The 22,718-nt window shown below is 46.1% G+C and carries 19 protein-coding genes; all 19 read left to right on the forward strand.

Translation table 11 applies throughout. From position 1 onward, the window contains the following. Positions 1–76: 76 nt before the first annotated feature. The 19 genes from MUB35_RS02855 (at position 77) to MUB35_RS02945 (ending at position 22,710) form a co-directional block, all read left to right on the forward strand. On the forward strand, positions 77–985 hold the full coding sequence (locus MUB35_RS02855) for a hypothetical protein (RefSeq protein ID WP_103732997.1): 909 nt from the start codon (positions 77–79) through the stop codon (positions 983–985). After that, entirely contained in the window at positions 982–1,677 is a 696-nt protein-coding gene (locus MUB35_RS02860; protein WP_033140758.1) for a polyphosphate polymerase domain-containing protein, read from the forward strand. The genes MUB35_RS02855 and MUB35_RS02860 overlap by 4 nt, the downstream gene beginning before the upstream one ends. A gap of 41 nt (positions 1,678–1,718) precedes the next feature. After that, positions 1,719–2,396, forward strand: a complete 678-nt coding sequence (locus tag MUB35_RS02865; protein ID WP_033140759.1) for a DUF4956 domain-containing protein — start codon at positions 1,719–1,721, stop codon at positions 2,394–2,396. A gap of 5 nt (positions 2,397–2,401) precedes the next feature. After that, positions 2,402–3,850 (forward strand): CotH kinase family protein, encoded by a 1,449-nt coding sequence (locus MUB35_RS02870; RefSeq protein ID WP_244805742.1) that lies wholly within the window; start codon positions 2,402–2,404, stop codon positions 3,848–3,850. 27 nt (positions 3,851–3,877) lie between these two features. Then, entirely contained in the window at positions 3,878–6,034 is a 2,157-nt protein-coding gene (locus tag MUB35_RS02875; RefSeq protein ID WP_244805743.1) for a hypothetical protein, read from the forward strand. Positions 6,035–6,054: 20 nt separating this feature from the next. Next, a complete protein-coding gene (locus tag MUB35_RS02880; protein WP_054352825.1) occupies positions 6,055–7,200 on the forward strand; it encodes a HEAT repeat domain-containing protein in 1,146 nt (381 codons plus the stop codon). Continuing rightward, positions 7,193–8,635, forward strand: a complete 1,443-nt coding sequence (locus MUB35_RS02885) for a glycosyltransferase family 2 protein (RefSeq protein ID WP_033140763.1) — start codon at positions 7,193–7,195, stop codon at positions 8,633–8,635. Before MUB35_RS02880 ends, MUB35_RS02885 begins: the two co-directional genes overlap by 8 nt. After that, complete coding sequence (locus MUB35_RS02890; RefSeq protein WP_244805744.1) at positions 8,625–10,499, forward strand: EAL domain-containing protein; 1,875 nt, start codon at positions 8,625–8,627, stop codon at positions 10,497–10,499. Before MUB35_RS02885 ends, MUB35_RS02890 begins: the two co-directional genes overlap by 11 nt. A gap of 262 nt (positions 10,500–10,761) precedes the next feature. Beyond that, the gene (locus MUB35_RS02895) at positions 10,762–11,394 is read left to right on the forward strand and encodes a pyridoxamine 5'-phosphate oxidase family protein (RefSeq protein WP_244805745.1); all 633 of its coding nucleotides are present in this window, start codon (positions 10,762–10,764) and stop codon (positions 11,392–11,394) included. A gap of 21 nt (positions 11,395–11,415) precedes the next feature. Continuing rightward, entirely contained in the window at positions 11,416–12,297 is an 882-nt protein-coding gene (locus tag MUB35_RS02900) for an SIR2 family NAD-dependent protein deacylase (protein WP_244805810.1), read from the forward strand. Positions 12,298–12,301: 4 nt separating this feature from the next. Then, complete coding sequence (locus MUB35_RS02905; protein WP_334303718.1) at positions 12,302–13,102, forward strand: protein-ADP-ribose hydrolase; 801 nt, start codon at positions 12,302–12,304, stop codon at positions 13,100–13,102. A 252-nt stretch (positions 13,103–13,354) separates the two neighbouring features. Further along, on the forward strand, positions 13,355–14,749 hold the full coding sequence (locus MUB35_RS02910) for an ABC transporter substrate-binding protein (protein ID WP_227211256.1): 1,395 nt from the start codon (positions 13,355–13,357) through the stop codon (positions 14,747–14,749). A gap of 66 nt (positions 14,750–14,815) precedes the next feature. Beyond that, entirely contained in the window at positions 14,816–15,697 is an 882-nt protein-coding gene (locus tag MUB35_RS02915; RefSeq protein WP_225305258.1) for a carbohydrate ABC transporter permease, read from the forward strand. Positions 15,698–15,708: 11 nt separating this feature from the next. Beyond that, positions 15,709–16,539, forward strand: a complete 831-nt coding sequence (locus tag MUB35_RS02920) for a carbohydrate ABC transporter permease (RefSeq protein ID WP_033140768.1) — start codon at positions 15,709–15,711, stop codon at positions 16,537–16,539. A gap of 17 nt (positions 16,540–16,556) precedes the next feature. Next, on the forward strand, positions 16,557–18,425 hold the full coding sequence (locus MUB35_RS02925; protein WP_033140769.1) for a cache domain-containing sensor histidine kinase: 1,869 nt from the start codon (positions 16,557–16,559) through the stop codon (positions 18,423–18,425). Then, positions 18,403–19,962 (forward strand): response regulator transcription factor, encoded by a 1,560-nt coding sequence (locus tag MUB35_RS02930; protein WP_244805747.1) that lies wholly within the window; start codon positions 18,403–18,405, stop codon positions 19,960–19,962. The genes MUB35_RS02925 and MUB35_RS02930 overlap by 23 nt, the downstream gene beginning before the upstream one ends. After that, positions 19,959–20,831 carry a sugar phosphate isomerase/epimerase family protein gene (locus tag MUB35_RS02935; protein WP_244805748.1) on the forward strand — a complete coding sequence of 291 codons (873 nt, stop codon included), beginning with the start codon at positions 19,959–19,961 and terminating at the stop codon, positions 20,829–20,831. The genes MUB35_RS02930 and MUB35_RS02935 overlap by 4 nt, the downstream gene beginning before the upstream one ends. Positions 20,832–20,834: 3 nt before the next feature. Beyond that, positions 20,835–21,743: a sugar phosphate isomerase/epimerase family protein gene (locus tag MUB35_RS02940; RefSeq protein ID WP_227211253.1), complete on the forward strand. Its 909-nt coding sequence runs from the start codon at positions 20,835–20,837 to the stop codon at positions 21,741–21,743. Further along, positions 21,733–22,710, forward strand: coding sequence for a zinc-dependent alcohol dehydrogenase (locus MUB35_RS02945; protein ID WP_244805749.1), 978 nt, complete (start codon positions 21,733–21,735; stop codon positions 22,708–22,710). The genes MUB35_RS02940 and MUB35_RS02945 overlap by 11 nt, the downstream gene beginning before the upstream one ends. Positions 22,711–22,718 lie beyond the last annotated feature (8 nt).

A 22,718-nucleotide genomic window follows, 5' to 3' on the forward strand; every position in this document is an offset into this window, starting at 1 on the left:
TATGTTATAATGAAATTGTTTTGAAATTATATAAAATTTAATTTTAATCCAATAGAGTAAGAAGCAGGAGGTAATCATGGCAGGTGGAAGAAAAGCCGTGGTTTTTTTGGCACTCTGTATTCTGATCTGCTGCGTGGGAGGCTGCCAAAATGACAGAAAAGACGTGGAAGTAAAAGTTTGTAAAACCAGTATTTTTTCATGGGAAGAGGAATACATGCTTCCGGGTGCGGAGGAAGAGGTGCAGAAGGCTATGGAAATGCTGGATTGTGAGGCCATATACCAGCAGGTTCCGGCAGATACGGATATGGATGTGATAAAAGATTATCTGAGACGCCGCAGAAAGGCAGGCCAGGATGTCTACTATCTGGCCGGGGACTCAAAGTGGGCAGTTCAGAAAAGCGGGGAGTCCATGCTTACGGCTGTTGATACTGTGGGCAGATGGAATGAAGAGGCGGAAGCGGACGGAGAATTCTGCGGCATTGTGTGGGATGTGGAACCCTATCTTTTGGAGCGGTGGGACACAGATCCGGTCACGGTAATGGCGCAGTTTGTGCAGAACGCCGCCAAAGCGTATGAGGCGGCAGAGAAGCGGAATCTGCTTGTGATCCTCTGCATCCCCAATTTTTACGATTCCATGGGTCTTGAACAGTCACTGGAGAAGCTGATCCGGACGGGCTGTGACGCTGTAGCTGTCATGAATTATGATAAAACAGATGAGGCGGGCCAGATATGGGGCGAAGCAGAGATCGCGGAAAAATACGGAAAGGGAATCATCCATATTACGGAAATGCAGAGGCCCGGCACCCATGATCTGGAACCCAAGAACACCTATTACGAAGACGGGATAGAAGCAGTTAAAGAGAGCTGGGAGCATCTCAGGGAGGAGATACCAAATGAGAATCTGGGATTTTCCTGGCACTATCTGAAACCGGTGCTGGAACTGCTGGAGTTGGACACATTCCAGGAGAAAGGGGAAAATACATGAGAGAAGTATTGCGTCAGGAGAAGAAGTATCTGATGTCATATGATCAGTTCAGAAGGCTGGACAACACATTTGAGAAAGTACTGCATCCGGATCCCCACAACGGGGTGAGCGGATATGCTGTCCGAAGCCTGTATTTTGATACACTGCAGGAAAGGGATTTTTACGAGAAGGAAGACGGGCTGGAGATCCGCAGAAAGATCCGTCTGCGGACCTATTCGCCCACCTCTGATTTTGCTATGCTGGAAATGAAGCAGAAGCAGGGGGATAATCAGAAAAAGAGGTCTCTGCGCGTATCCAGAGAAGATGCCATAGAACTGTCCCGGGGCAGGTACGGGTGTCTGCTTAAGTATGAGGACCCCTTTGCAAAGGAATGCTACGGGCTTATGAATATGATGCTGTACCGTCCGAAATCCATTGTGGAGTACCAGAGAAAAGCCTATATAGCAAGTGAAAATAAGACCCGCATCACCTTTGACTTTGATATCAAAGCCACGGAAAGTGACTTCCGCATTTTTGCGGCAGATCTGAACCAGAATCCTGTGATGGATAAATACCTGGTGGTGATGGAAGTAAAATACAGCGGTTTTATGCTGAGTTATATTAAACAGATGGTTAGCTTGGAGGGAAAAAGCCCACTTTCCGTGAGCAAATACAGTCTTTCCAGAAGCGCCAGCCTTCATTTTTTATTCTGACATACAGCAGCCGGGCTGCAGAAAGAGAGGAAAAAGCATAAATGAAAAATTATCTTTATTCTATGTTTGAGGAGACAGGTTCTCTGAATACAGAGCAGATCATTCTGAATATACTCGTAGCGGTGATTCTCGGAGGCGTTATTTACCTGTCCTATTATTTCACCCATGCAGGCGGAGTGTATTCCAAAAAATTCAATGTGTCCCTCATAACCCTTACGGTCTTAACCGCCACTGTCATGACGGTTATAGGCAACAACATTGCCCTGTCCCTCGGTATGGTAGGTGCGCTGTCCATTGTGAGATTCAGGACGGCGATCAAGGATTCCCGGGATACTACTTATATTTTCTGGACCATCATTGTGGGAATCTGCTGCGGTGTGGGCGATTATGTGGTGGCCTGTGTGGGCAGCGGTGTGGTGTTCCTGGTCCTGTTGGTTCTGGGAAGAGTGAAAAACGACAACAGGATCCTTCTCATCATCCGGGGCGCGAGGAATATGGAGCGCAGGATGGAAGCCATTGTATTTGACTATTTTGAGGCAAAGGCCATGCTGAGAGTCAAGAACACAAGCCGGGAATCCATTGAGCTTATATATGAGATGCCCAGAAAGATATATCTTCTCTCCAATAAAAAGGAGAAGAGTATTGCGGAGATGCTGTATGAACTGGAATCTATCGAATATGTCAATATTGTAACTCAGAATGATGAGATCAGCGGGTAACAACAATGAAAAGTAAATGGTTATACGTGGGAGCAGTTCTGCTGTCACTGCTTGCAGTGCTGGGAATAGCGAAATTCATAGAACCTGAGAATGTGAGGGTACAGCAGCATCTGTCTTACAATACAGAGGTGGAGGACACCAATCTGTCCATAGAACCGTCCTCCTTTTCCTCCCGCCTTCCGGTGGTCAGCATTGAGACAGGCGGGCAGGCCATACCGGGAAGACCGGAGGAGGGCCAGAAAGTAAGCCAGGTGAAGAATACCTTTATCCATGCAGAGATGAAAATCATGGAAAATAAAGGGGAGCTAAATACTCTGCAGGACACGCCCCAGGTGGAGTCAGATATACAGATTCGTGTCAGGGGAAATTCCTCCCGGCTGTTTGATAAGGCCGGGTATCTGTTTAAATTCACGGATGAGGACGGCATGGACAAGGGATATGAGGTTATGGGAATGGAAAAGGACAGTACCTGGGTACTGCACGGCCCTTATCTGGATAAGACCCTGATGCGGAATTATATGTGGTATAACCTCTCGGGCCAGATCATGGAATGGGCACCGGATGTGCGTTTTTGCGAGGTGTTCTTGAACGATAAATACCAGGGCGTATACGTGATGGCAGAACAGATCAGTGTAGGGGAAGGCAGAGTAGAGGTGACTGAGTATGACGGGAAATCCAATGCCTCCAGCTATATTGTCTGTGTGGACAGGGAGAGTGTCAATGATGTGGATTATCTGGATAACTTCACAGAGTACGCAAGGCGGATGACGAGCAAGGTGGAGGTTAAATATCCGGGTGCCAGAAAGCTGACACCGGAGATCACGGATTATATCAGCCGGGATTTTTCAGAGTTTGAGAAGTCCCTGTATTCGTATGATTATACATCCAGGCGCTATGGCTATCGGAACTTTATAGACGTAGATAATTTTGTGGATTATTTCATTATCAATGAGGTGACGCAGAATACAGATGCCGGTATTTTCTCCACCTATTTTTACAAGGATATATCGGGTAAGCTGAAGACAGCGGTCTGGGATTTTAACAATTGTTGTGATAACTACATGGAATACCAGCAGTCCATGGCAAGTTTTTTTATGCAGAACAGAACATGGTTTTTCATGCTTGCCAAGGATGAGGCGTTTACCGAAAAGGTGATCGACAGATACAGAGAACTCAGAAAAGGGATACTCAGCGATGACCATGTAAAGGTATATATGGAAGAGGTACAGGAATACCTGGGATGTGCTATAGACCGAAATTTCCAGGTATGGGGATATACCTTTGAACCGCAGAACGACCTTCTGAAAGGGGAAGGGCGGCAGATCAGCTCTTATGATGAGGCAGTGGAACAGTATGAAAAACGCCTTGTCAGCCGTATGGGCTGGATGGATAAGCATATAGATGCCCTGTACTCCTACAGCCACGAGTCTGTCAACAAAAAATTCAATGATTAGAATGCGTTGTAACGGAGGAAACATACTTTGAAGAAATTTTTGATCGGTGCTGTTTCGCTGATAATTCTGGTTCTCTTTTTGAACACGGCATATTACCGGTGGGGATTTTATATTGATTTTCGGCCGGACAAAGAACCGGATATTTTTACAACGGTCAGCGGTAAAGAAATCCTGGTGGATGAAGGAAAAGGGCCCGAGCCATTTGAGATAAAAGGGGTAGATCTGGGTGCCGGAATACCGGGACATTTTGCCACGGAGTATGCCATTGACAAGGAAACGTATCTGAGATGGTTCCGCATGATCCAGGATATGGGGGCAAATACCATCCGTGTGTATACCATTCTTTCCAGTGATTTTTATGAAGCTGTGTATGAATATAACAGGGATAACCCGGAGCCTCTTTACATTATCCACGGGGTATGGGTCAATGATTATATACAGAATTCACACGTGGATGCCTTTGATGATTCCTTTTTAAAAACTTTTAAGGAGGACTGCAGGACTTTGGTAGATATCATCCACGGCAGGAAGAAAATGAACCTGGGATACAGCACATCCAACGCCAGCGGTTCCTATACAAAGGATATCTCCCGGTGGGTGCTGGGATATATCATGGGTGTAGAGTGGGAGGATGTGACGGTTGCGTATACGGACCATATGCGCCGGGAGAACAGTTCCTACCGGGGGGAGTATATGTATACGACCGAAGATGCCACACCCTTTGAAGCCATGCTGGCAGAGGCCGGTGACCAGATCATCATGTATGAGAGTAAAAAATATAAAGAACAGCGCCTGGTGGCATTTTCCAACTGGCCTACAACGGACCCCATGGACTATCCGGAGGAGATCAACCAGTTGTTTATGAAATGTGCACAGGTGGATGTGGAGCATATTGCCTCCACAGATAAATTTCTTTCCGGTCAGTTTGCGTCCTACCATGTGTATTCCTATTATCCGGACTATCTGAGTCATTATGATTCCTGGAAAGAGGAGATACCTTATGCGAAGGACTATCTGCAGGAGGACGGCAGCTATAACACCTACGGAATCTATCTGGAAATGCTGAACCGCCATCATACCATGCCTGTGGTCATATCCGAGTTTGGCGTGCCCACGTCAAGAGGCAGGGCACAGCTTGATTTTCACACAGCCCGTTCCCAGGGATATATGTCGGAGAAAGAGCAGGGAAATGCCCTGGTGTCCAGCTATGAGGACATCAAAAAGGCGGGGTGCGCGGGGAGTATTATCTTCTCCTGGCAGGATGAGTGGTTCAAGAGAACTTGGAATACCATGGCAAATGTAGACCTGACCAAGACGGCCTACTGGAGTGATTTTCAGACAAATGAACAGTTTTTCGGACTGATGTCCTTTGACCCCGGGGAAGAGGAGAGCGTCTGCTATACGGACGGAGACACAGAGGAGTGGAGCGGGGACGATTTACTCTCAGAAAACGGAGATTACACCTTGTCCATGAAATACGATGAGAAGTTCATCTATTTCCGTATCCACAAGGAGAATCTGGATTTTGAAAATGAGAAAATCTATATTCCGCTGGATATCACGCCCAAGTCAGGGAGTTATTATGCGGAGGGCGAGGATGTAAAATTTGACCGGCAGGCTGATTTTCTGGTTGTATTGGACGGAAAAGAGAACAGCCGTGTTCTTGTACAGCAGCGCTATGATGTCTTCCGGGTGGTGTACAGTGAGGCATATGGGGAGGATAACCCGTATTTTGAAGTGCCGGATAAGGATACTCCTGTTTTTGACAAGATATATATGGCACTCCAGATCGGCAATGTGAATGCAGCGGACGAGGAGGATAGGATGTCAGAAAAGTTTGAGACGGGAAGACTTACCTATGGAAACGGAAATCCCTACGACCGGGATTACCATTCTGTGTCGGATTTTATTGCCGATGGGGATGATATTGAGATCCGGCTTCCATGGGATCTGCTGAATTTCTCCAATCCATCCCAGATGCAGGTCCATGATGATTATTATGAGAACTATGGAATCGAAAATCTGTCCGTGAAAGGGATATATGCCGGAATCGGAACAGAGGCGGGGAAGGATAACAGGATTAAAATGAACCGGAAGGAGCTGAAGGGGTGGGGGAAGGATCCCACGTACCATGAACGGCTGAAGCAGTCCTATTATATGATACAGGATATCTGGAACAGATAAAAAACACGAAGGAGGAGACAATGCACATACTTTCAATCAAACCGGAAGTGATTTTATATGTCTATATGGCAAGCTGTGTTGCTGTCCTTGTGTTTAATGTACTCTACATTTTTATTGACAAGTACAGGGGGCGGCGTCTGGAGCACCAAAGCCTGGAGATGGTAGATGAGATTACGGGACAGATACAGCAGATGGAAGCCGGCGTTGATGTCCGGGAGGAATATTTTACGGGGCTGATACGGAGGCTGAAAAAACTGGAAAAATTAAGAGCCTTTGAATTATCCATGGAGGAGATACGAAGACAGATGCCGGCCGGGCGAACGGAAAAGTATCTGGAACAAATGCGCCGGGTTTTTCTGGAATTAGTCCCTGTATATGAGAAAAGGGATGAAATTGAGCAGGCTTATTTTGCCAGTCTTGTAGAGAAGTTCGGCATAGACAAAGGTCACACGGCTTATGACGGCCTGATGGATTTTATGATCCGTATGGTAGTCCACAAGGGTGTCTTCGTCAGGGAGAACGCGCTGAGGGCTCTTTATATGATCGGGAACAAAGAGGCAGTGCTGGCCGCCTGGGAGAAAATGGAGGATAATGAGATCTGCCACAGCAAAAAGCTGCTGTCTGACGGGCTTCTTAAATTTACAGGTGACAGGGGAGAACTTGCCCGCCTGCTGTTTGAGCACAGGAGCAGGTTTGATACCCGGCTGGTACTTCCTGTCATGCAGTTCATCCGGTTTCTGGGTGAGGATTTCCGGAAAGAGTTCCTGGAACTTCTCTCCAAGGAGACCGTAGATAAGGAAATCCGTCTGGAGGCAGTCCGTTATTTCAGAAAATATCCGTATGAGCCGGTCCGTGCGCTGCTGCAGCGCTTTTTGCAGTACCATGAATATTTGGACTGGGAATATGCCGCGGTTGCGGCCCAGGCTCTGGAATCCTATCCCGGTCCTGATACAGTGGATTGTCTGAAAGAAGGGCTGAAGGCTGTCAACTGGTATGTGCGGCTGAACAGCGCGGAGACCCTGATCATGGGCCTTAAAATACCAAAGAAGGATTTATTCGATGTGTATAACGGACGTGACCGTTATGCCAGAGAGATCCTGAATTATGTCACAGAGAAAATAGAGATCAAAGGCCAGGAAATGGAGCTGAGGGAGACAGATGTTTGAATTTGTTAAGTGTTTTTATACAGTGGTGGGTGCCCTGTTTGTCATCTACCTGCTGGGCTATTCCACATTTCTTATCGCTTCTGTGATCGCCGGTTCTCTTGACCTGTACAAGGAGAGTAAAAAGAGACGATACCACAATGAGATCAGCCATGACTATTACGTTCCTGTGTCCATTGTAGTTCCCGCCTATAATGAGGAGGTCACAGTGGTTGACACGGTGAAGTCCCTGCTCATGATGGATTACAGGCTGTATGAGATCGTTGTCGTGGATGACGGATCAAAGGACGCGACTACCCAGGTACTGCTGGATGCCTTTCATCTGAAAAAGGTGATGCGGCCTATTAACCGGCAGATCAAATGCAGAAAGGAACAGAATGTATACGAGGCTGTGGTCAATGGGATCAATATCACTTTGGTCCAGAAGATAAACGGCGGTAAGGCGGATGCCCTGAATATGGGTATCAATGCGTCCAGATACCCGTATTTTATCTGTATGGATGCGGACAGTGTGCTGCAGAAGGATTCTCTGAAATATATTGTCCGCCCGGTGCTGGAGGATGACACCATTGTGGCGGTGGGCGGCCTGGTGAGGATATCCAACTGTGCGGTGCTGAGTGAGGGCGAGCTTGTGGACTATCACATGCCCTGGAACCCCATTGTAGGAATGCAGATACTGGAGTATGACCGTTCTTTCATGGCATCCAGAATCCTTATGGATAAATTTAACGGCAACCTGATCATATCCGGGGCGTTCGGACTTTTTAAGAAAGATATGGTCGCCAGCGTGGGCGGTTACGATGCCTCCACTATGGGAGAGGATATGGAGCTGGTCGTAAAACTTCATGCCTTCTGCCGTATCAATAAAATACCCTATGGGATACGATACATACCGGACGCGATCTGCTGGAGTCAGTGTCCTTCCAGTATCGGGGATTTAAAGAAACAGAGGAGAAGATGGTTCTTAGGACTCTTCCAGTGTCTGAACAAACACAGAAGAATGTTCCTGGCACCGGAATTCGGAGTGGTGGGATACATTTCATATCTGTATTATCTTCTGTATGAACTGCTGTCCCCGTTCATCGAGTTGTTTGGGCTTTTGACCATTGTGCTGGCATATATGGTGAATCTGATCAATGTTCCTTTTATGATCATGTTTTTCCTGATCTATGCGCTCTATGGAGCGGTTTTGACTATAACGGCGTTTTTTGCCAGGATTTACACGCAGAATATCAGACTGTCTGTCCTGGATGTGGTGAAGGCTGTCTATCTGTGCATTGCGGAGAGCGTATTTTTCCGGTTTATCCAGGCGTTTACAAGAATGACGGCATTTTTCGGATATAAGAAAAAGAAAAATGTTTGGGGACAGATCAAGAGACAGAAGATACAGCTTCATCAGACATCTGAAGAAAAGGGGAAAATGGGAGATGCGAAATAAGATTATCCGTTATCTGGCAGTGATTACAGCAGCCATGTTTATTTTCACACCCTCAGTGTGCCGGGCCGGAAATGAGGTGTATGTGGCCGGCATGCCGGATTCCTGGCCTTTTGAATTTTACGACGAGACAGCAGAGGATTACAGAGGCGTCCTGCCTGACCTTCTGAGGCAGGCAGGGGAAGCCGCAGATATTACCATAAAGTATATCAAGCCCTCTGATCAGGACAGGCGCCTGGCTTTGGCCGGGAATATACAGGCAGATGCGGTATGGACGCTGGGCCTTACAGAGGAGGAGATAAAAGACGCCGGGCTTGTAAAGGGCCGGGATTTGATCGTCTATGAGGAGGACAGAGAAGAGAAAAGCATAAGTCTGGCCTATACAAAGAGTATGGAAACGGCAGATATTGAGAAGCTGGAAAAAGCGTTTCAGAATATTGACACAGCGAAAATACAGGGGGCATATGCCGGCTATGCCGCCAAAGGGGATAACCCGGAAGGAAAGTCCGGCATTTATCTTAGGATCATTTTCGGCCTTATTCTGTTTTCCATTGCCATACTTGTATTTTTTCCTGTGTACTTTTGGCAAAAAAGGCGTCAGATGGAGCAGATGGCATATAAGGATGACGTTACCGGAAGGGACAATCTGACATCCTGGAAACAAAAGTTTTCCAAATGTATCGTTGAGGAGAACAGGAATCACTATGCGGTGCTCTTTTTATACGCCGGCATTGATGTGGTGAGTCATATATACGGATACAAGGAGGCGGAGAATGCACTGCGGCTTATCAGTGATACCTGTGAAGAGCTGGTCATGCACGAAAAAGAGGCGTTTGCCCGCTTTAATGAATATTATTATATTTTCTTTGTGGAGTATACCGGAATCAAAGGGCTGAAGAAGCGGATCCGGGATATGCAGGAAAATATAGTTGAGGAATTTAAAAAGAAAGAGAAGAAATATTTTCTGGAGCTGCACACAGGTATCTACAGAATGACCAATGTGGATGAAGATCCCCTGAAGACGATCCAGTTCAGTGAAGTGGCTATGGAATATGCCAAGATACATGTCTTGGATTACGCCCTCTATGACGAATATGTGGAGAGAGAGACCATATCCGGTTATGCAATGGAACATGAGGCAATCCACGGACTGATGCATGAAGAATTTCTCATGTATCTGCAGCCCATGGTAAGCCTGGACAGCGGCAGAATCTGCGGTGCCGAGGCACTGGTCCGGTGGCAGAACCCAAACAGGGGGCTTTTAAGGCCAAATGAATTTCTGGATGTCATGAAGCGCAAGCAGCTCACGGGTAAGATGAACATGGAGATCTACCGCCAGGGCTGCCAGTTTCTGAAGCAGGAGGCAGAGAAGGGGTGTTCTCTCAGGCTGCTGTTTAATTTTACCGTTGAGAATATTGGTGATGAACAGTTCGCAAACCATTTGTATGCCATAGCAGAACAGTATCATATTGACAGGAAGCAGATCATTGTCCAGCTAAATCAGATGGTGGAGATGAGCCAGTCGGAAATTTATGCGAAAACAATCAAACAGCTCAGGCAGTTCGGCTTTGATGTATATCTGGCGGGTCTGGAACTGGACCGTGTATTCTTTCATTATCTCTACTGCGGAATCAACGGCATTAAACTGAGGCAGGAAATGATCAGCGAGATCGACAAGCCGGAGGGGAAAGTGGTAGTGAAAAGCGTGGTGGAATTGTGCAGGAAGCTGAATCTGGAAGTGCTCAGCGTAGGGGTAGAAAATGAGGAGCAGGAAAGATTCCTGAGAGACCTTGGCTGTACCATGGTCAGCGGATTCCACTATTATTATCCCGTCAGTCAGGAGGTATTTGGTGAGCTTGAGAAATGATCACAGGCTGGCTGGACACTCTGTAGTATTGGGGATATCTCTTCGGGGATATCCCTTTTTATGTGGAAAAAAGCCTTCCGGGCGGGATATGTACTTCGCGTAGGAAGAAAACGACTGTGAGGGGCGTTTGGATACTTAGTATCAAAAAGGCATCTATAGCACTTTCAAGTGCGCTCTTGTGGAGCGGGAGAGCCCTGTTTTATAATAAAATAAAAGGGAAGACAGCATTTCATTTCCGGAAATTCAGAAGGGGGAAAGCAGTATGGAAACAGCAGAGATTCTCAGGATATTGAGAGAAGAGATACATTCCGCAGTGTTTGCGACTGTGGATGAACAGGGGCTTCCTGCAACGAGAGTGATTGATATTATGTTAACTGATGAGGACAGTCTTTATTTTATTACGGCAAAGGGAAAAGCCTTTTACCGACAGCTTACGGACAGAAAATACGCGGCTGTCAGCGGCATGACACAAGGGAAGGGTTCACTGGAGAGGAAAGCCGTATCCGTGAGAGGAAAGGTGGAGAATATAGGGAGCGGCAGACTTGCCCAGGTATTTGAAGCGAATCCTTATATGGCGGAGATTTATCCGGAGGAGGAAAGCCGTACTGCACTGGAGGTATTCCGCATGTATGAGGGGCAGGGCGAATATTTTGACCTCTCAGCAAAACCCGTGGTGCGGCATACTTTTTCCCTGGGCGGCGCACAGGAAAGACATCCTGTCAGCGGAGACTATTATATTGACGAGACCTGCAGCGGCTGCGGGGAATGTCTTAAAAAGTGCCCGCAGAAGTGTATTGATATGTCTGCAGTTCCATATGTGATCCTGCAGGAGCACTGCCTGCGCTGCGGAAACTGTCAGGAGGTATGTCCCTGCAAGGCAGTACATCGAAGATAGGAGGGAGGTTTATTGGGGCTGATGGAGGCTTTGAACGCTTTGAACAGAAAAGAGGAGAAGAAAGAGGAAAATCTGTACCGGGAACTGCGGGCAGCCGAGACTGTGGTGATCGGAGCCGGAGCCGGACTTTCCACTTCTGCCGGATTTGTATACACCGGGGAGAGGTTCCGGGAAAACTTCCGTGATTTTGAGGTGAAGTACGGGTTTCATGATATGTACAGCGGAGGTTTTTATCCCTATGAGACTCTGGAAGAATATTGGGCTTATTGGAGCAGATATATTTACCTGAACCGGTACCGGGAGGTGCCGAAGCCGGTCTATACGGATCTGCTTCAGTTAGTAAAGGATAAGGATTATTTTGTGCTGACCACAAATGTGGACCATTGTTTTCAGAGAGCCGGGTTTGACAAGAAGCGGCTTTTCTATACCCAGGGGGACTTTGGGCTGTGGCAGTGTTCCGTACCGTGCCATAAGAAAACCTATGATAATGAGGAGACCGTGCGCCGCATGATCGCCAAACAGAAGGATATGCGCATTCCGGGTGAACTGATTCCGCTTTGCCCTGTCTGCAAAAAGCCCATGACTATGAATCTGAGAGCAGACAGCACGTTTGTGGAGGATGAGGGATGGCACGAAGCCTGCGGGCGGTATGAGAATTTTTTGGAGACCCATAAAGGAAGCAGGGTCTTATTTCTGGAGCTGGGCTGCGGGATGAATACACCCGGTATCATCAAGTTCAGTTTTTGGCGCCTTACCAGCCAATGGCCGGAGGCGGTGTATGGGTGCATCAATCTGGGGGAAGCCTATGCGCCGCAGGAAATAGAGGGAAAGTCTGTCTGTATCAGTGAAGATATCGGCAGGATCCTGAGCGTTTGGAAGAGGAGAATGGAAGATGAGAGCTAAGGATATGACCCAGGAAGAGCGTTTGGATTATCTGATCCATTATTTATGTGAGGATTCCGTTCAGTACCGGGGCCTGCGGGTGGAAAAGGCAGAACGGCGCGCCACACTGCGTTCACTCATGAACATCCGTATGCCGGGTCACGTCTCGGCGGAATTTCTGGAAATACAGGATGCTTTTCTGCAGAAGGAGGCTTGGGAGAAGGGGATTGTGGATGTGGAGCACATTCCCACGATTCGTGAGGCATACGGCATAACCGGACAGAACAGTACCAGAATATCCCTGTGGCAGGGGGATATCACCAGATTATCCGTGGATGCCATTGTAAACGCTGCCAATTCCCGGATGCTGGGGTGCTTTGTTCCCTGCCACGGGTGCATCGATAATGCCATACACTCTGCGGCAGGTATAGAACTGCGGGAGGAATGCAGCAGGCTTATGGAGAGAAAGGGGCATGAGGAGGCCACCGGAGAGGCAGAGATCACAGGAGCATACAACCTGCCTTGTAAATATGTTCTGCATACAGTGGGCCCCATTGTCTATGAGAACCTTACAAAACACCACTGCCGGCAGCTCGCATCCTGCTACAAATCCTGTCTCAGTCTGGCTGAGGAGAAGGGCCTTAAAAGCGTAGCTTTCTGCTGTATATCCACCGGGGAATTTCATTTCCCAAACCATAAGGCCGCGGAGATCGCGGTGAGGACTGTGGGAGAGTGGCTTGGGCACAGCGGGATGGAGAGGGTGGTGTTTAATGTGTTTAAGGATGAGGATTTAAGGATATATGAAGAGATTTTGAAAACATTATAATTTCCAGCATGACGGAACCGTCTGCCTGATACAGGGCAGGCGGTTTTTGTGTGCGTGCATAAGATTTCATGCGATATAGGGGGAATTACTTAGTTGTCAAAAACTTCTATAAACTTTTTCTTACTATACGAAAGAAAGATTATATAATATAATTTTTTTAGATAAAAGATTTAACAATTTTTGATGCGCATCAGAATTATTAAATAATGAAATGGAAAAAAACTATACCAGGTACGAACAAGGAGAAAAGGTATGAAAAAAAGATTAAGTATGCTGCTTGCAGCCAGTGCAGCAGTCAGCCTTCTGTTGGCAGGATGCGGTGGGGATTCTGAACCATCCGAAGATAAAAATTCAGAAGAAAAAGTCAATACAGAGAGCAATGATACGCAGAAAAAAGAGGAGGAAGAAAAAGAATCAGGGGAGACAGCCAAAATTACGTTCTGGGATATGATGTGGGGAGAAGCTGGTGTGTACGATGTGGCCGCGGAAGCACTGGTGGACCAGTACAATCAGGAAAATCCCAATGTGAAAGTAGAATATCAGAGTGTGCCCTGGGATAACTACTATCAGACATTTTTGACGGCGATCACCAGCGGAACAGGGCCGGATGTAGCCACGGCAGGATCTCAGACTCCAATGCAGTTTGCGACCATGGGGGAAATCATGCCGCTTACCCCTATTGTAGAAAAATGGCAGAGCGAAAAGGATCCAATCCTGGATGATATGATGGAGGGGATACTGGAAACAAATAAGCTTGAAGACGAGTATATTGCGCTTCCCTGGCAGTGTGATACAAGGATTTTTACATATCGGACGGATATGTTCAAGGAGGCAGGAATTGAGAAACTTCCGTCTACATGGGAGGAATTACTGGATGTGCTTCGCACGCTGAAGGAGAAAAATCCAGATGTCTTTCCGCTTGTGACAGCCGGGGATTTGGGCGGAGCACAGAACATTATGATGTATCTGACCGTGGGAAATAATGTGGGTCCCGTAACAGCAGACGCCAAATCAGATTTTACTTCACCTAAGATGCAGGAATGTTTGGAGTTTGTTGCAGCCCTTATGGATGAAGAGCTGATTCCGGAAGCAACCATCAGCTACAAAGATGCAGATGCGCAGAAACTTTTCTATTCCGGTCAGGCTGCCATTTTTTATGGGGCACCTGTTATAGGATTTTTTGAGGATGAAAATCTGAAAGATAATCTGGACATTCTTGATCCCCTGCAGGGACCGTCAGCGGACAAACCGCAGACTGTGTACTGGGCAAACAGTATAGCGGCATATAACAAAGACTCTGAAAATGCGCAGGCAACCCTGGACTTTGTGGAGTGGTGGGTAAAAAATTCAAAGACATTGTTCACAGAGGGGAAATGCGGCAAAACGCCGGTGTTGAAATCTATCACAACAGATCCTTACTACGATAACGCAGTATTAGAAAAGCTTGTTAATGAAAAGATCATGCCTACCTTTGTACATGCGACAGAACCGATCCAGAATTTCTATCCTGCATTTGGACAGATCAACGGGGAACGTTATCTGGGAAATGCGGCACAAAAGGTTCTGAGCGGCAGACGGGATTATGAGGCAATCCTGGAAGAGGACAATGGAAATGTGGAAGCAGCGCTGGAGCTGCAGGCAGAATAGCAGACATTTTAGGGGCTGCCCACAGAAGATTTTCTGTAGGCAGCCTTTCGTAAAGGGAGTATAACTATGCAGAAAAAGAAAAAATCCAAACGCCTTGGTTATCTTATGCTTTTGCCCGCACTGGCAGTGATCCTGCTGATTCAGATCTATCCGTTTCTGGATGGTTTTAAGCTGAGCTTTACTAACAGCAATCTGTTAAGCCCGGGAAAAGAAAAATTCATAGGGGTGCAGAATTATATTGATATTCTCACAAAAGATAAAGAGTTCTACAGTTCACTGTCGTTCTCCTTTATCTACGCTATTTCTATTGTTGTATTCAGCTATGTCCTGGGAATGCTGATCGCAGCACTTTTGAATATGAATATGAAAGGGCGGGGAATTTACCGTGCAGTCATACTGATGCCCTGGGTCATCGCGCCTATGGTAATGGCTGCAAACTGGCTCTGGCTGTTAAATGACCAATTCGGCTTGATAAACCATGTGCTCATGGAGCTGAAGATAATTGAGAAACCCATTTTGTTTTTGACGACCAGGTATATGTCACGCTTTACAGTTACCATGATAGGGGTATGGAAAAACCTGCCCTTTATGACGATCACGCTGCTGGCAGGAATGCAGGGGATCCCGGGAGAATTATATGAGGCAGCCAGAATTGACGGCGGCGGGAAGATAAAAAGCTTTTTTTACATAACACTTCCGTCCCTTCGTTCCGTGTCAAAAGTGTCAGTCACCCTGCTGCTCATCTGGGCTTTTAATGGGTTTGAGAACATCTTTCTGCTCACAGAAGGGGGGCCTTCCGGCAATACTATGGTGCTTCCCATATACGCGTATAACACAGCATTTTTCAGATCAAAGATGGGGTACGCATCTGCGGCATCCGTATTAATGCTTCTGTGCATGATAGTGCTGTGTCTGATCAATCAAAAATTCAGCAGGAATAACGAATAGGAGGCGGCAGAATGAAAAGGGCAATTTCAAGGATGATCATGTATCTGGTAACATTTGCAGTGTGCTTTTTGCTGGCACTGCCTGTTATCTCCATGTTCGGGACTTCTCTGAAAACAAAGACAATGGCTATGAGTGATCTGGGGATGTTTCCCAAATTTCAGGACGTGTATCTGGGAAATTTCAGCAAGGTACTTCATGTGGAATCCTTTGTAAAAAGTATTTTCAACAGTATATTTGTATCGGTTGTGGCCATGATTTTCTGCGTATTGATCGCCGCGTTTGCGGGATATGCGATTTCAAGATTTAAGGGGAAGATTTTCAGTGGATTTATAGGGCTTCTTCTTGTACTGCAGATGCTGCCCATGATGCTGACACTGATACCAATGTTCATGATATACAAAGGACTGGGGCTGAATAATACCCATGCCGGGCTGATCGTGGCATATATCTCATTTTCACTGACATTTGCCATCTGGCTGCTGAAAGGGTTCTTTGATTCGGTGCCCATGGAATTGGAGGAATCCGGTCTGATTGACGGATGCAGCCAGTTTCAGGCATTTATCAGGATCATCCTGCCTATATCAAAGCCGGGATTGGCAACAGTAGCGATTTTTACGTTTGTCCGTTCCTGGAATGAGTATATGATGGCAAGGATACTGATCCAGACAGACGAACTGAAAACCATCAACCTGGCACTGCAGAAATTCGTACAGGAGAACCTGGTTGACTGGTCACTGCTTTCCGCCGGTGCAGTGATAGCCACAGTGCCGACTCTTTTATTTCTTCTGTTCGCACAGAAATATCTGGTACAGGGCCTGATGGCCGGGGCGGTTAAGGGATAAGGAGGACGCAGGGCAGAATGAAAGAGCATTGGAAAAAATTTGTCAACAGAATGATCAGAATAGTGCGCCGGCTGGGGCTGCAGAAACGATTTCTGCTGCTTGTGGTTTTTGCGGTCATATTTCCTCTGCTTTTTCTGGAAACAGCAACATTTTTTTCCGTGCGCAGAGTCTTTCAGTTGAGTAATTACGAGAATATGCAGCAGGAATTGGACTCTTATAATGTGCTGGTGAACAACCGTCTCAGGGAATACAGTTCTGTGGGAAATAAAATCGCAACCAGCCTGTATACCATCAAGATGCTGGAGAAAACATCAAGTGATAAACAATTGGATGATTTTATACAGACAAATGAGTATTACAAATTTTTGGACGAATGGGCCGGTGAGCTGGAAGATTATATAGCTGTGGAAGTTATAAATAAAAGAGGATTTATAGCCTACAAGCCATATCAGTTCACGGACAGCCGCCTGGAAGAGAGTGTGCTCTTTTCCCATATCATGAGTCTGGAGGAAAGGCAGGTGTGGCTCGGGGCATTCAAATGGGAGAATACGGATAAGTATTCCTCTCCTCCCAGCAGGAAAAACCTGCAGTACCCGCTGATCATATCCACCAAAGTAAAGGGCGCGTATTCCTCAGACTATCTGGGATGCGTAAATCTGTATATCGATCAGTTTCTGCTGTCAGATTTATTGTCAGAGGTTTTGAATTACAGAGAAAAAACAAGTTCACTGTTTTCGGAGGAAGAACTGTTTTTTATTGACAGAAGCGGCAAGATCGTTTCCCATAAAGATCCCGGACAGATTGGGACTTATATTGAAAAGGAGCTGAAAGAAAATTTAAAGCAGAATAAGATTGATCAACCGGAATCTAAAGTCGTGTTTCTGAATGGGGGCAGGGAGAAAAAACTTGTATTCTATTCGGAATCCAAATTAACCGGCATGCGCATGGTGGCTCTGGTGGATTATAAGGAGTTCTATCAGGTGATCAACCAGATATTTAAAATGATGGTATTTTTCAGTGTACTTGTACTGGTGGTAGCAGGGATTGTGTCCTGGCTGTATTTTATCAGTATTAAAAAACCGATCAATCAGATTGTTGCAGGTATGAAGCAGGTAGAGAAGAATAATTTTTCTGTTGTGGTGGAGGATGAGGGAAAAGACGAGTTAAATTATCTTACCCAGAGGTTTAATAAGATGGTAAACCGGACAGGAGAACTGATAGACCAGAAGATCAGCATGGAGACCGAGAAGAAAGATGCAGAACTGCGCGTATTGGAGGAACAGATCAATCCGCATTTTCTCTATAATACACTGGATATGATCAACTGGATCGCATTTGAGCGCAACGATGAAAAAACATGTCATATTATAGAATCCCTTTCTGAGTTCTACCGGACGGGGCTTAACTCCGGGGAACGGATATACACCGTCAGACAAGAAATCACACATGTAAGCGCTTATATTGAGATTCAGAAAGAACGTTATCAGGGAAAAATAAAATATCATTTCGATATTCAGGAAGAGACCTACCCATATGAAATGGTAAAAGTTGCGCTGCAGCCTCTTGTGGAAAATGCTATTGTCCACGGAATCATTCCCAAGGGAAGCAAGGGGAATATCTGGATCGCGGTGAAGATGGAAAACCATGAAATCCTTTTTCGGGTGGCCGATGACGGACAGGGACTTTCGGAAAAACAGACCATGGAAAAGAAAAGCGGAAGATCCAGTTATGGCCTGCGGAATGTAGATGCCAGAATCAAGATGTACTTTGGTGAGGATTATGGGGTCAGACTTGAACCGGGGGAAAATGGGAACGGCGCTGTATCCGTTATCAGGATTCCCGCAAGGATGGGAGGAGACGGAAATGAAGATCTTATTGGTGGATGATGAGTACTATATTCTGAACGGTTTATATCAGTTGATCCATGCACGTTTTCCCGAACTGGAGATTTTTACGGGAGACTATGTGACAAAAGCAAGAGAAATTCTGTACCGGGAAGAACCTGATATTTTGATCACGGATATCAGAATAGCGGAAGAGAACGGCCTTGATTTTATAAAAAGCATTAAGACAGATTTTCCCTATATGCATGTGTATATTATCAGCGGCTACAGTGAGTTTGAATATGCGAAAACGGCCATTGAGTTAAATGTGAGATATTATATTTTAAAGCCTATAAATCAAAAGAAAGTCGTCGAACTTGTGAGGCAGTCCATAGACCAGATCGCAGAGGAGAAAATCCGCAGGGAAGATGAAAGAAAGACACTGATGCTGGCAAAGAAAAAAGTGGTTTTGGACATGATCTTTGAGGGCGGCTGTTCCGCAGAACTGCAGGTGGAAATCCGGCGGCTTGGCCTGGCCTCACTGTTTGCCGGATACCGTGTGGTCAATATCAGCATAAAGGAATATTGGACGATTGCCACATACTCCCGTTCGGTACAGTTATCTAATCTGAAGATGTTTATACGCAGAAAGCTGGATGACATTTTAGGTGAGGCGGCAGGCAGCCGCTATCTGTGTATCGAAGATGAAACGGGAAATTACACACTGATCACAGGTATGCAGGATGAGCTGTTAGAAGCAGTTCTGGAACAGATTTATTCTGTGCTTTATGAGGATTTTAAGCTTTATACGGAATTTCAGATAAGCAGTTTATATGAGGGAGAATTGAGTTTTTATGCGGCTTACTGCGAATCCAGGGGAATAGGTACGAAGGCATCCAGAGTACTTTTTTACAGCGGCAGTGACAGCAGAATCGTCAAGGAGCTGGAAAAGATCAGATACAAGGCTGTAGATACTATGGAGCAGGAAAACTATATCCAGCTTGCCTCCCTGATAGAGCTTATGATAGTTCGTTTCAGCAGGGAATACGCAGAAAACCGAGTGGTGCAGAACTTTTCCAGAGAACTGTACAGGGATATTGTAAGTTATCTCAAAGCAAAAATGACAGAATCGGATATACAAATTAATGACGGGCCGGAAGACTTTATTACGGATAATGATGAAACAAAGCTTGTAAATGCATACACGGCATTGGCGGAATGTCTGCGGACATGCCAGCAGCAGATGAATACCCGGAAAAACCGGGAGATGATTAAAAAGGTGATCGCTTATATGGAGGGAGACATCAGTTGTGTATCCCTGGACAGTGCCGCGGAACATGTGAATACAACACCCATATACCTCAGCATTATATTTAAGGAAGTGGAGGGAATCCATTTCAAAGAATGTCTTATTCAAAAGAAAATAGAGAAGGCAAAAAGGCTTCTGGAAGATACGGAACTGCGTATCTATGAAATCGGTGCACTTGTGGGTTATGCGGATATAAAGTATTTCAGCAAAATGTTCAAACGTTATATCGGTATTACCCCTCAGGAGTACAGAAACCAATTTGATGAGAAAAAGGAGGATGAAAGCAGATGAAAACAGGGGTTTTTACAGTGAGTATGCCGGAATACAGTCCAAAGGAGGCTGTTAGGATATTAAAAGAACTGGGGTATGATGGAGTGGAGTGGCGGGTCGCGCCGTTACCGGACAAAAAGAAAGAAAATATTGCTTATGAGGACAGATACTGGCAGGATAATCAATGTACATTAGATTTAGAGACGATAGAGGAAACAGCAGAGATCATAAAACAGATATGTGCGGAGCAGCAAATCGCTGTATTTGGACTTACCACTTATTTGAAGCCCCATGAGCACAAACAGATAGAGAAGGTTCTGCGGGCTGCAGACATAATGGGGTGCAGGCAGGTTCGTGTATTTACACCGGATTATGATGAGACAAGGAACTATGAAGAGTTGTTTCAGGAGGCCAGGGAGAATGTTAAAATGCTGGAGACACTGGCACATAAATACAAGGTAAAGATTGTATTTGAAATCCATATGGACAATATTCTGGCCAGCGCAAGTGCAGCGCACCGGCTTCTGTGCGGATGCAGCCCTGAGGATATGGGGGTCATTTATGACCCGGGAAACCTGGTATATGAGGGGTATGAAAATTATAAGAAAGCATTTGAAATGCTGGGGGATTACATTGCCCATATACATATTAAAAACGGAATGCTGAAACCGGAAGGAACAAATGAAAACGGTGTGCGGCAGTGGAAAAGAAGCTGGACACCATTGAAAGAGGGGAGTGCGGACCTTAAGAAATTGTTTCGTGTGATGAAAGAGATGAATTATCAGGGAAACATATCCGTGGAGGACTTTTCAAATGAAGAAAGTACATACGATAAGCTGAGGCATAATCTGGAATACCTGCATTGGCTTATGGATGTAGAGAAGGACTGATATATGAAATATGAAAAAATTTCAGGGTTTACAGACGAAATCAGCAGTCATCTGGAACAGCAGCTTATAGAAGCCGGCAGGACAGGGATATCTTATCTGGCATTACGGAATATAGACGGGAAAAACATCTGCAGCTATACACCCGGGGAGATTAAAAGGACAGTGCTGCCATTACTGAAAAAATATAAGATGAGAGTTTCATCCCTGGGTTCCCCGCTTGGAAAAATACCAATCTGTGACGAGGAAGCGTTTGCAGAACAGATGCTGCAGGCGGAAAATGCGGCACATATAGCAGAGATATTGGAATGCAGTTATGTGAGGATATTCAGTTTTTACATTCCCACAGGAGATTCCCATTCCATGTGGAGTGAATGTGCTGCAGATAAGGTAGGCAGGCTGGCAGAGGTATTAGGCAGGTATGGAATCACAGCCCTGCATGAAAATGAAAAAGAAATATTCGGAGATACAAAAGAACATTGTCTGGAATTATTTGAAAAGGTGAACAGTCCTTTTTTGCAGGCAGCTTTTGACTTTGCCAATTTTGTGCAGTGTAAAGAGGAACCGTTAAAAGCATACCGGATGCTGGAACCATATGTGGCCTATTTCCATATCAAAGATGCATTGTCTGAAAATGGTGATACGGTTGTCTGCGGGCAGGGAGATGGCTGTATGGAAACGATTTTGGGGGATGCATTTGGGAAAGGGTACAACGGATTCCTTACATTGGAACCTCATCTTACAAGATTTGAAGGGCTGGAATTATTGGAGCGCAGAGCGGTAAAGGAAATAATCCGGGAAAACAGGGCAGAAGACGGAGCGGAAGCATTTCACATGCAGTATAATGCACTGAATCATATCCTGGAGAGAATTGACAGAAGGAAGAAGAACGGGGGAAAAGATTATGAAAGCTGATAAAATATGTGCTTATGAAAAGGGGAAAGTCAGGCTGGAGAGCTGTAAGGTGAAGCCCCCCGGTGAGAACGAAGTGCTCATTAAAACGTTGTTCAGCACGATCTCTCCGGGCACAGAGCTTGCATGGCTGAACCATATGGAAAATACGCCGGGCGAATATCCCTATTATCCCGGTTACAGCTGCTGCGGCCGTATAGAGGAAGCCGGCAGCGGTGTCCGCGGTCTGGCAGCAGGTGATTTGGTGGTGTGTAATCAAATACATTGTTCACGATTCACCGCCGACGCGCAAAAATGCACAAAAATACCGGAAAAGATAAATCCCCGGGAAGCGTCCGCATTCAGACTGGCCTCTATTTCCCTGCAGGGAATCAGAAAGGCAGATATTCAATTGGGGGATAAAGTGGCAGTTCTGGGCCTTGGGCCTATTGGAAATCTGGCGGCACAGCTTGGATTCTGTGCAGGGGCGGGCAGTGTGACAGGCTTTGATTTTGTGGAGTGGAGGCGTGTGCTGGCAAAGAAATGCGGGATTTTGAGGACAGAGGAAAATGGGGAGGACGAAGCATTCGACAGTGTTTTTGATGTTGTGATCGAAGCTACCGGAGTTCCCCAGGCTGTTAATACAGCACTTAAAATGGTGAAACCACTTGGACGTGTAGTCCTTCTGGGGTCCACAAGGGGAAATACGGACGGCGTCAATTTTTATCGTGATGTACACAGGAAAGGAATCGCTGTCATCGGAGCTCACGAAATGCATAGGGCACAGGATGAGAGGGATCAGTTCGGACATTTTAGAAGTCATCAGAGAGATGAGGAGACGATCATAGATCTTCTTGCACAGAGGAGAATTGTACTGGAACCGCTCATCAGCGAGAACGCTGCTCCTGAATGTGCGCAGACGATTTATGACAGACTGCTCAGTAAAAAAGAGCCGCTGATGCTGGCTGCATTTTGCTGGTGCAGGGAATAGGAGGTATC

Origin of the sequence: Blautia sp. NSJ-175, assembly GCF_022867815.1 — a bacterium.
GTDB classification, from domain to species: Bacteria; Bacillota; Clostridia; order Lachnospirales; family Lachnospiraceae; genus Blautia; species Blautia celeris.

Coding starts and splice junctions, on each gene's coding strand:
- MUB35_RS02920 (WP_033140768.1), top strand. CDS start 15,709: ATGAAAAGGGCAATTTCAAGGATGATCATGTATCTGGTAACATTTGCA.
- MUB35_RS02855 (WP_103732997.1), top strand. CDS start 77: ATGGCAGGTGGAAGAAAAGCCGTGGTTTTTTTGGCACTCTGTATTCTG.
- MUB35_RS02930 (WP_244805747.1), top strand. CDS start 18,403: ATGAAGATCTTATTGGTGGATGATGAGTACTATATTCTGAACGGTTTA.
- MUB35_RS02910 (WP_227211256.1), top strand. CDS start 13,355: ATGAAAAAAAGATTAAGTATGCTGCTTGCAGCCAGTGCAGCAGTCAGC.
- MUB35_RS02880 (WP_054352825.1), top strand. CDS start 6,055: ATGCACATACTTTCAATCAAACCGGAAGTGATTTTATATGTCTATATG.
- MUB35_RS02900 (WP_244805810.1), top strand. CDS start 11,416: ATGGAGGCTTTGAACGCTTTGAACAGAAAAGAGGAGAAGAAAGAGGAA.
- MUB35_RS02905 (WP_334303718.1), top strand. CDS start 12,302: ATGACCCAGGAAGAGCGTTTGGATTATCTGATCCATTATTTATGTGAG.
- MUB35_RS02885 (WP_033140763.1), top strand. CDS start 7,193: ATGTTTGAATTTGTTAAGTGTTTTTATACAGTGGTGGGTGCCCTGTTT.
- MUB35_RS02895 (WP_244805745.1), top strand. CDS start 10,762: ATGGAAACAGCAGAGATTCTCAGGATATTGAGAGAAGAGATACATTCC.
- MUB35_RS02860 (WP_033140758.1), top strand. CDS start 982: ATGAGAGAAGTATTGCGTCAGGAGAAGAAGTATCTGATGTCATATGAT.
- MUB35_RS02945 (WP_244805749.1), top strand. CDS start 21,733: ATGAAAGCTGATAAAATATGTGCTTATGAAAAGGGGAAAGTCAGGCTG.
- MUB35_RS02870 (WP_244805742.1), top strand. CDS start 2,402: ATGAAAAGTAAATGGTTATACGTGGGAGCAGTTCTGCTGTCACTGCTT.
- MUB35_RS02925 (WP_033140769.1), top strand. CDS start 16,557: ATGAAAGAGCATTGGAAAAAATTTGTCAACAGAATGATCAGAATAGTG.
- MUB35_RS02865 (WP_033140759.1), top strand. CDS start 1,719: ATGAAAAATTATCTTTATTCTATGTTTGAGGAGACAGGTTCTCTGAAT.
- MUB35_RS02940 (WP_227211253.1), top strand. CDS start 20,835: ATGAAATATGAAAAAATTTCAGGGTTTACAGACGAAATCAGCAGTCAT.
- MUB35_RS02935 (WP_244805748.1), top strand. CDS start 19,959: ATGAAAACAGGGGTTTTTACAGTGAGTATGCCGGAATACAGTCCAAAG.
- MUB35_RS02890 (WP_244805744.1), top strand. CDS start 8,625: ATGCGAAATAAGATTATCCGTTATCTGGCAGTGATTACAGCAGCCATG.
- MUB35_RS02915 (WP_225305258.1), top strand. CDS start 14,816: ATGCAGAAAAAGAAAAAATCCAAACGCCTTGGTTATCTTATGCTTTTG.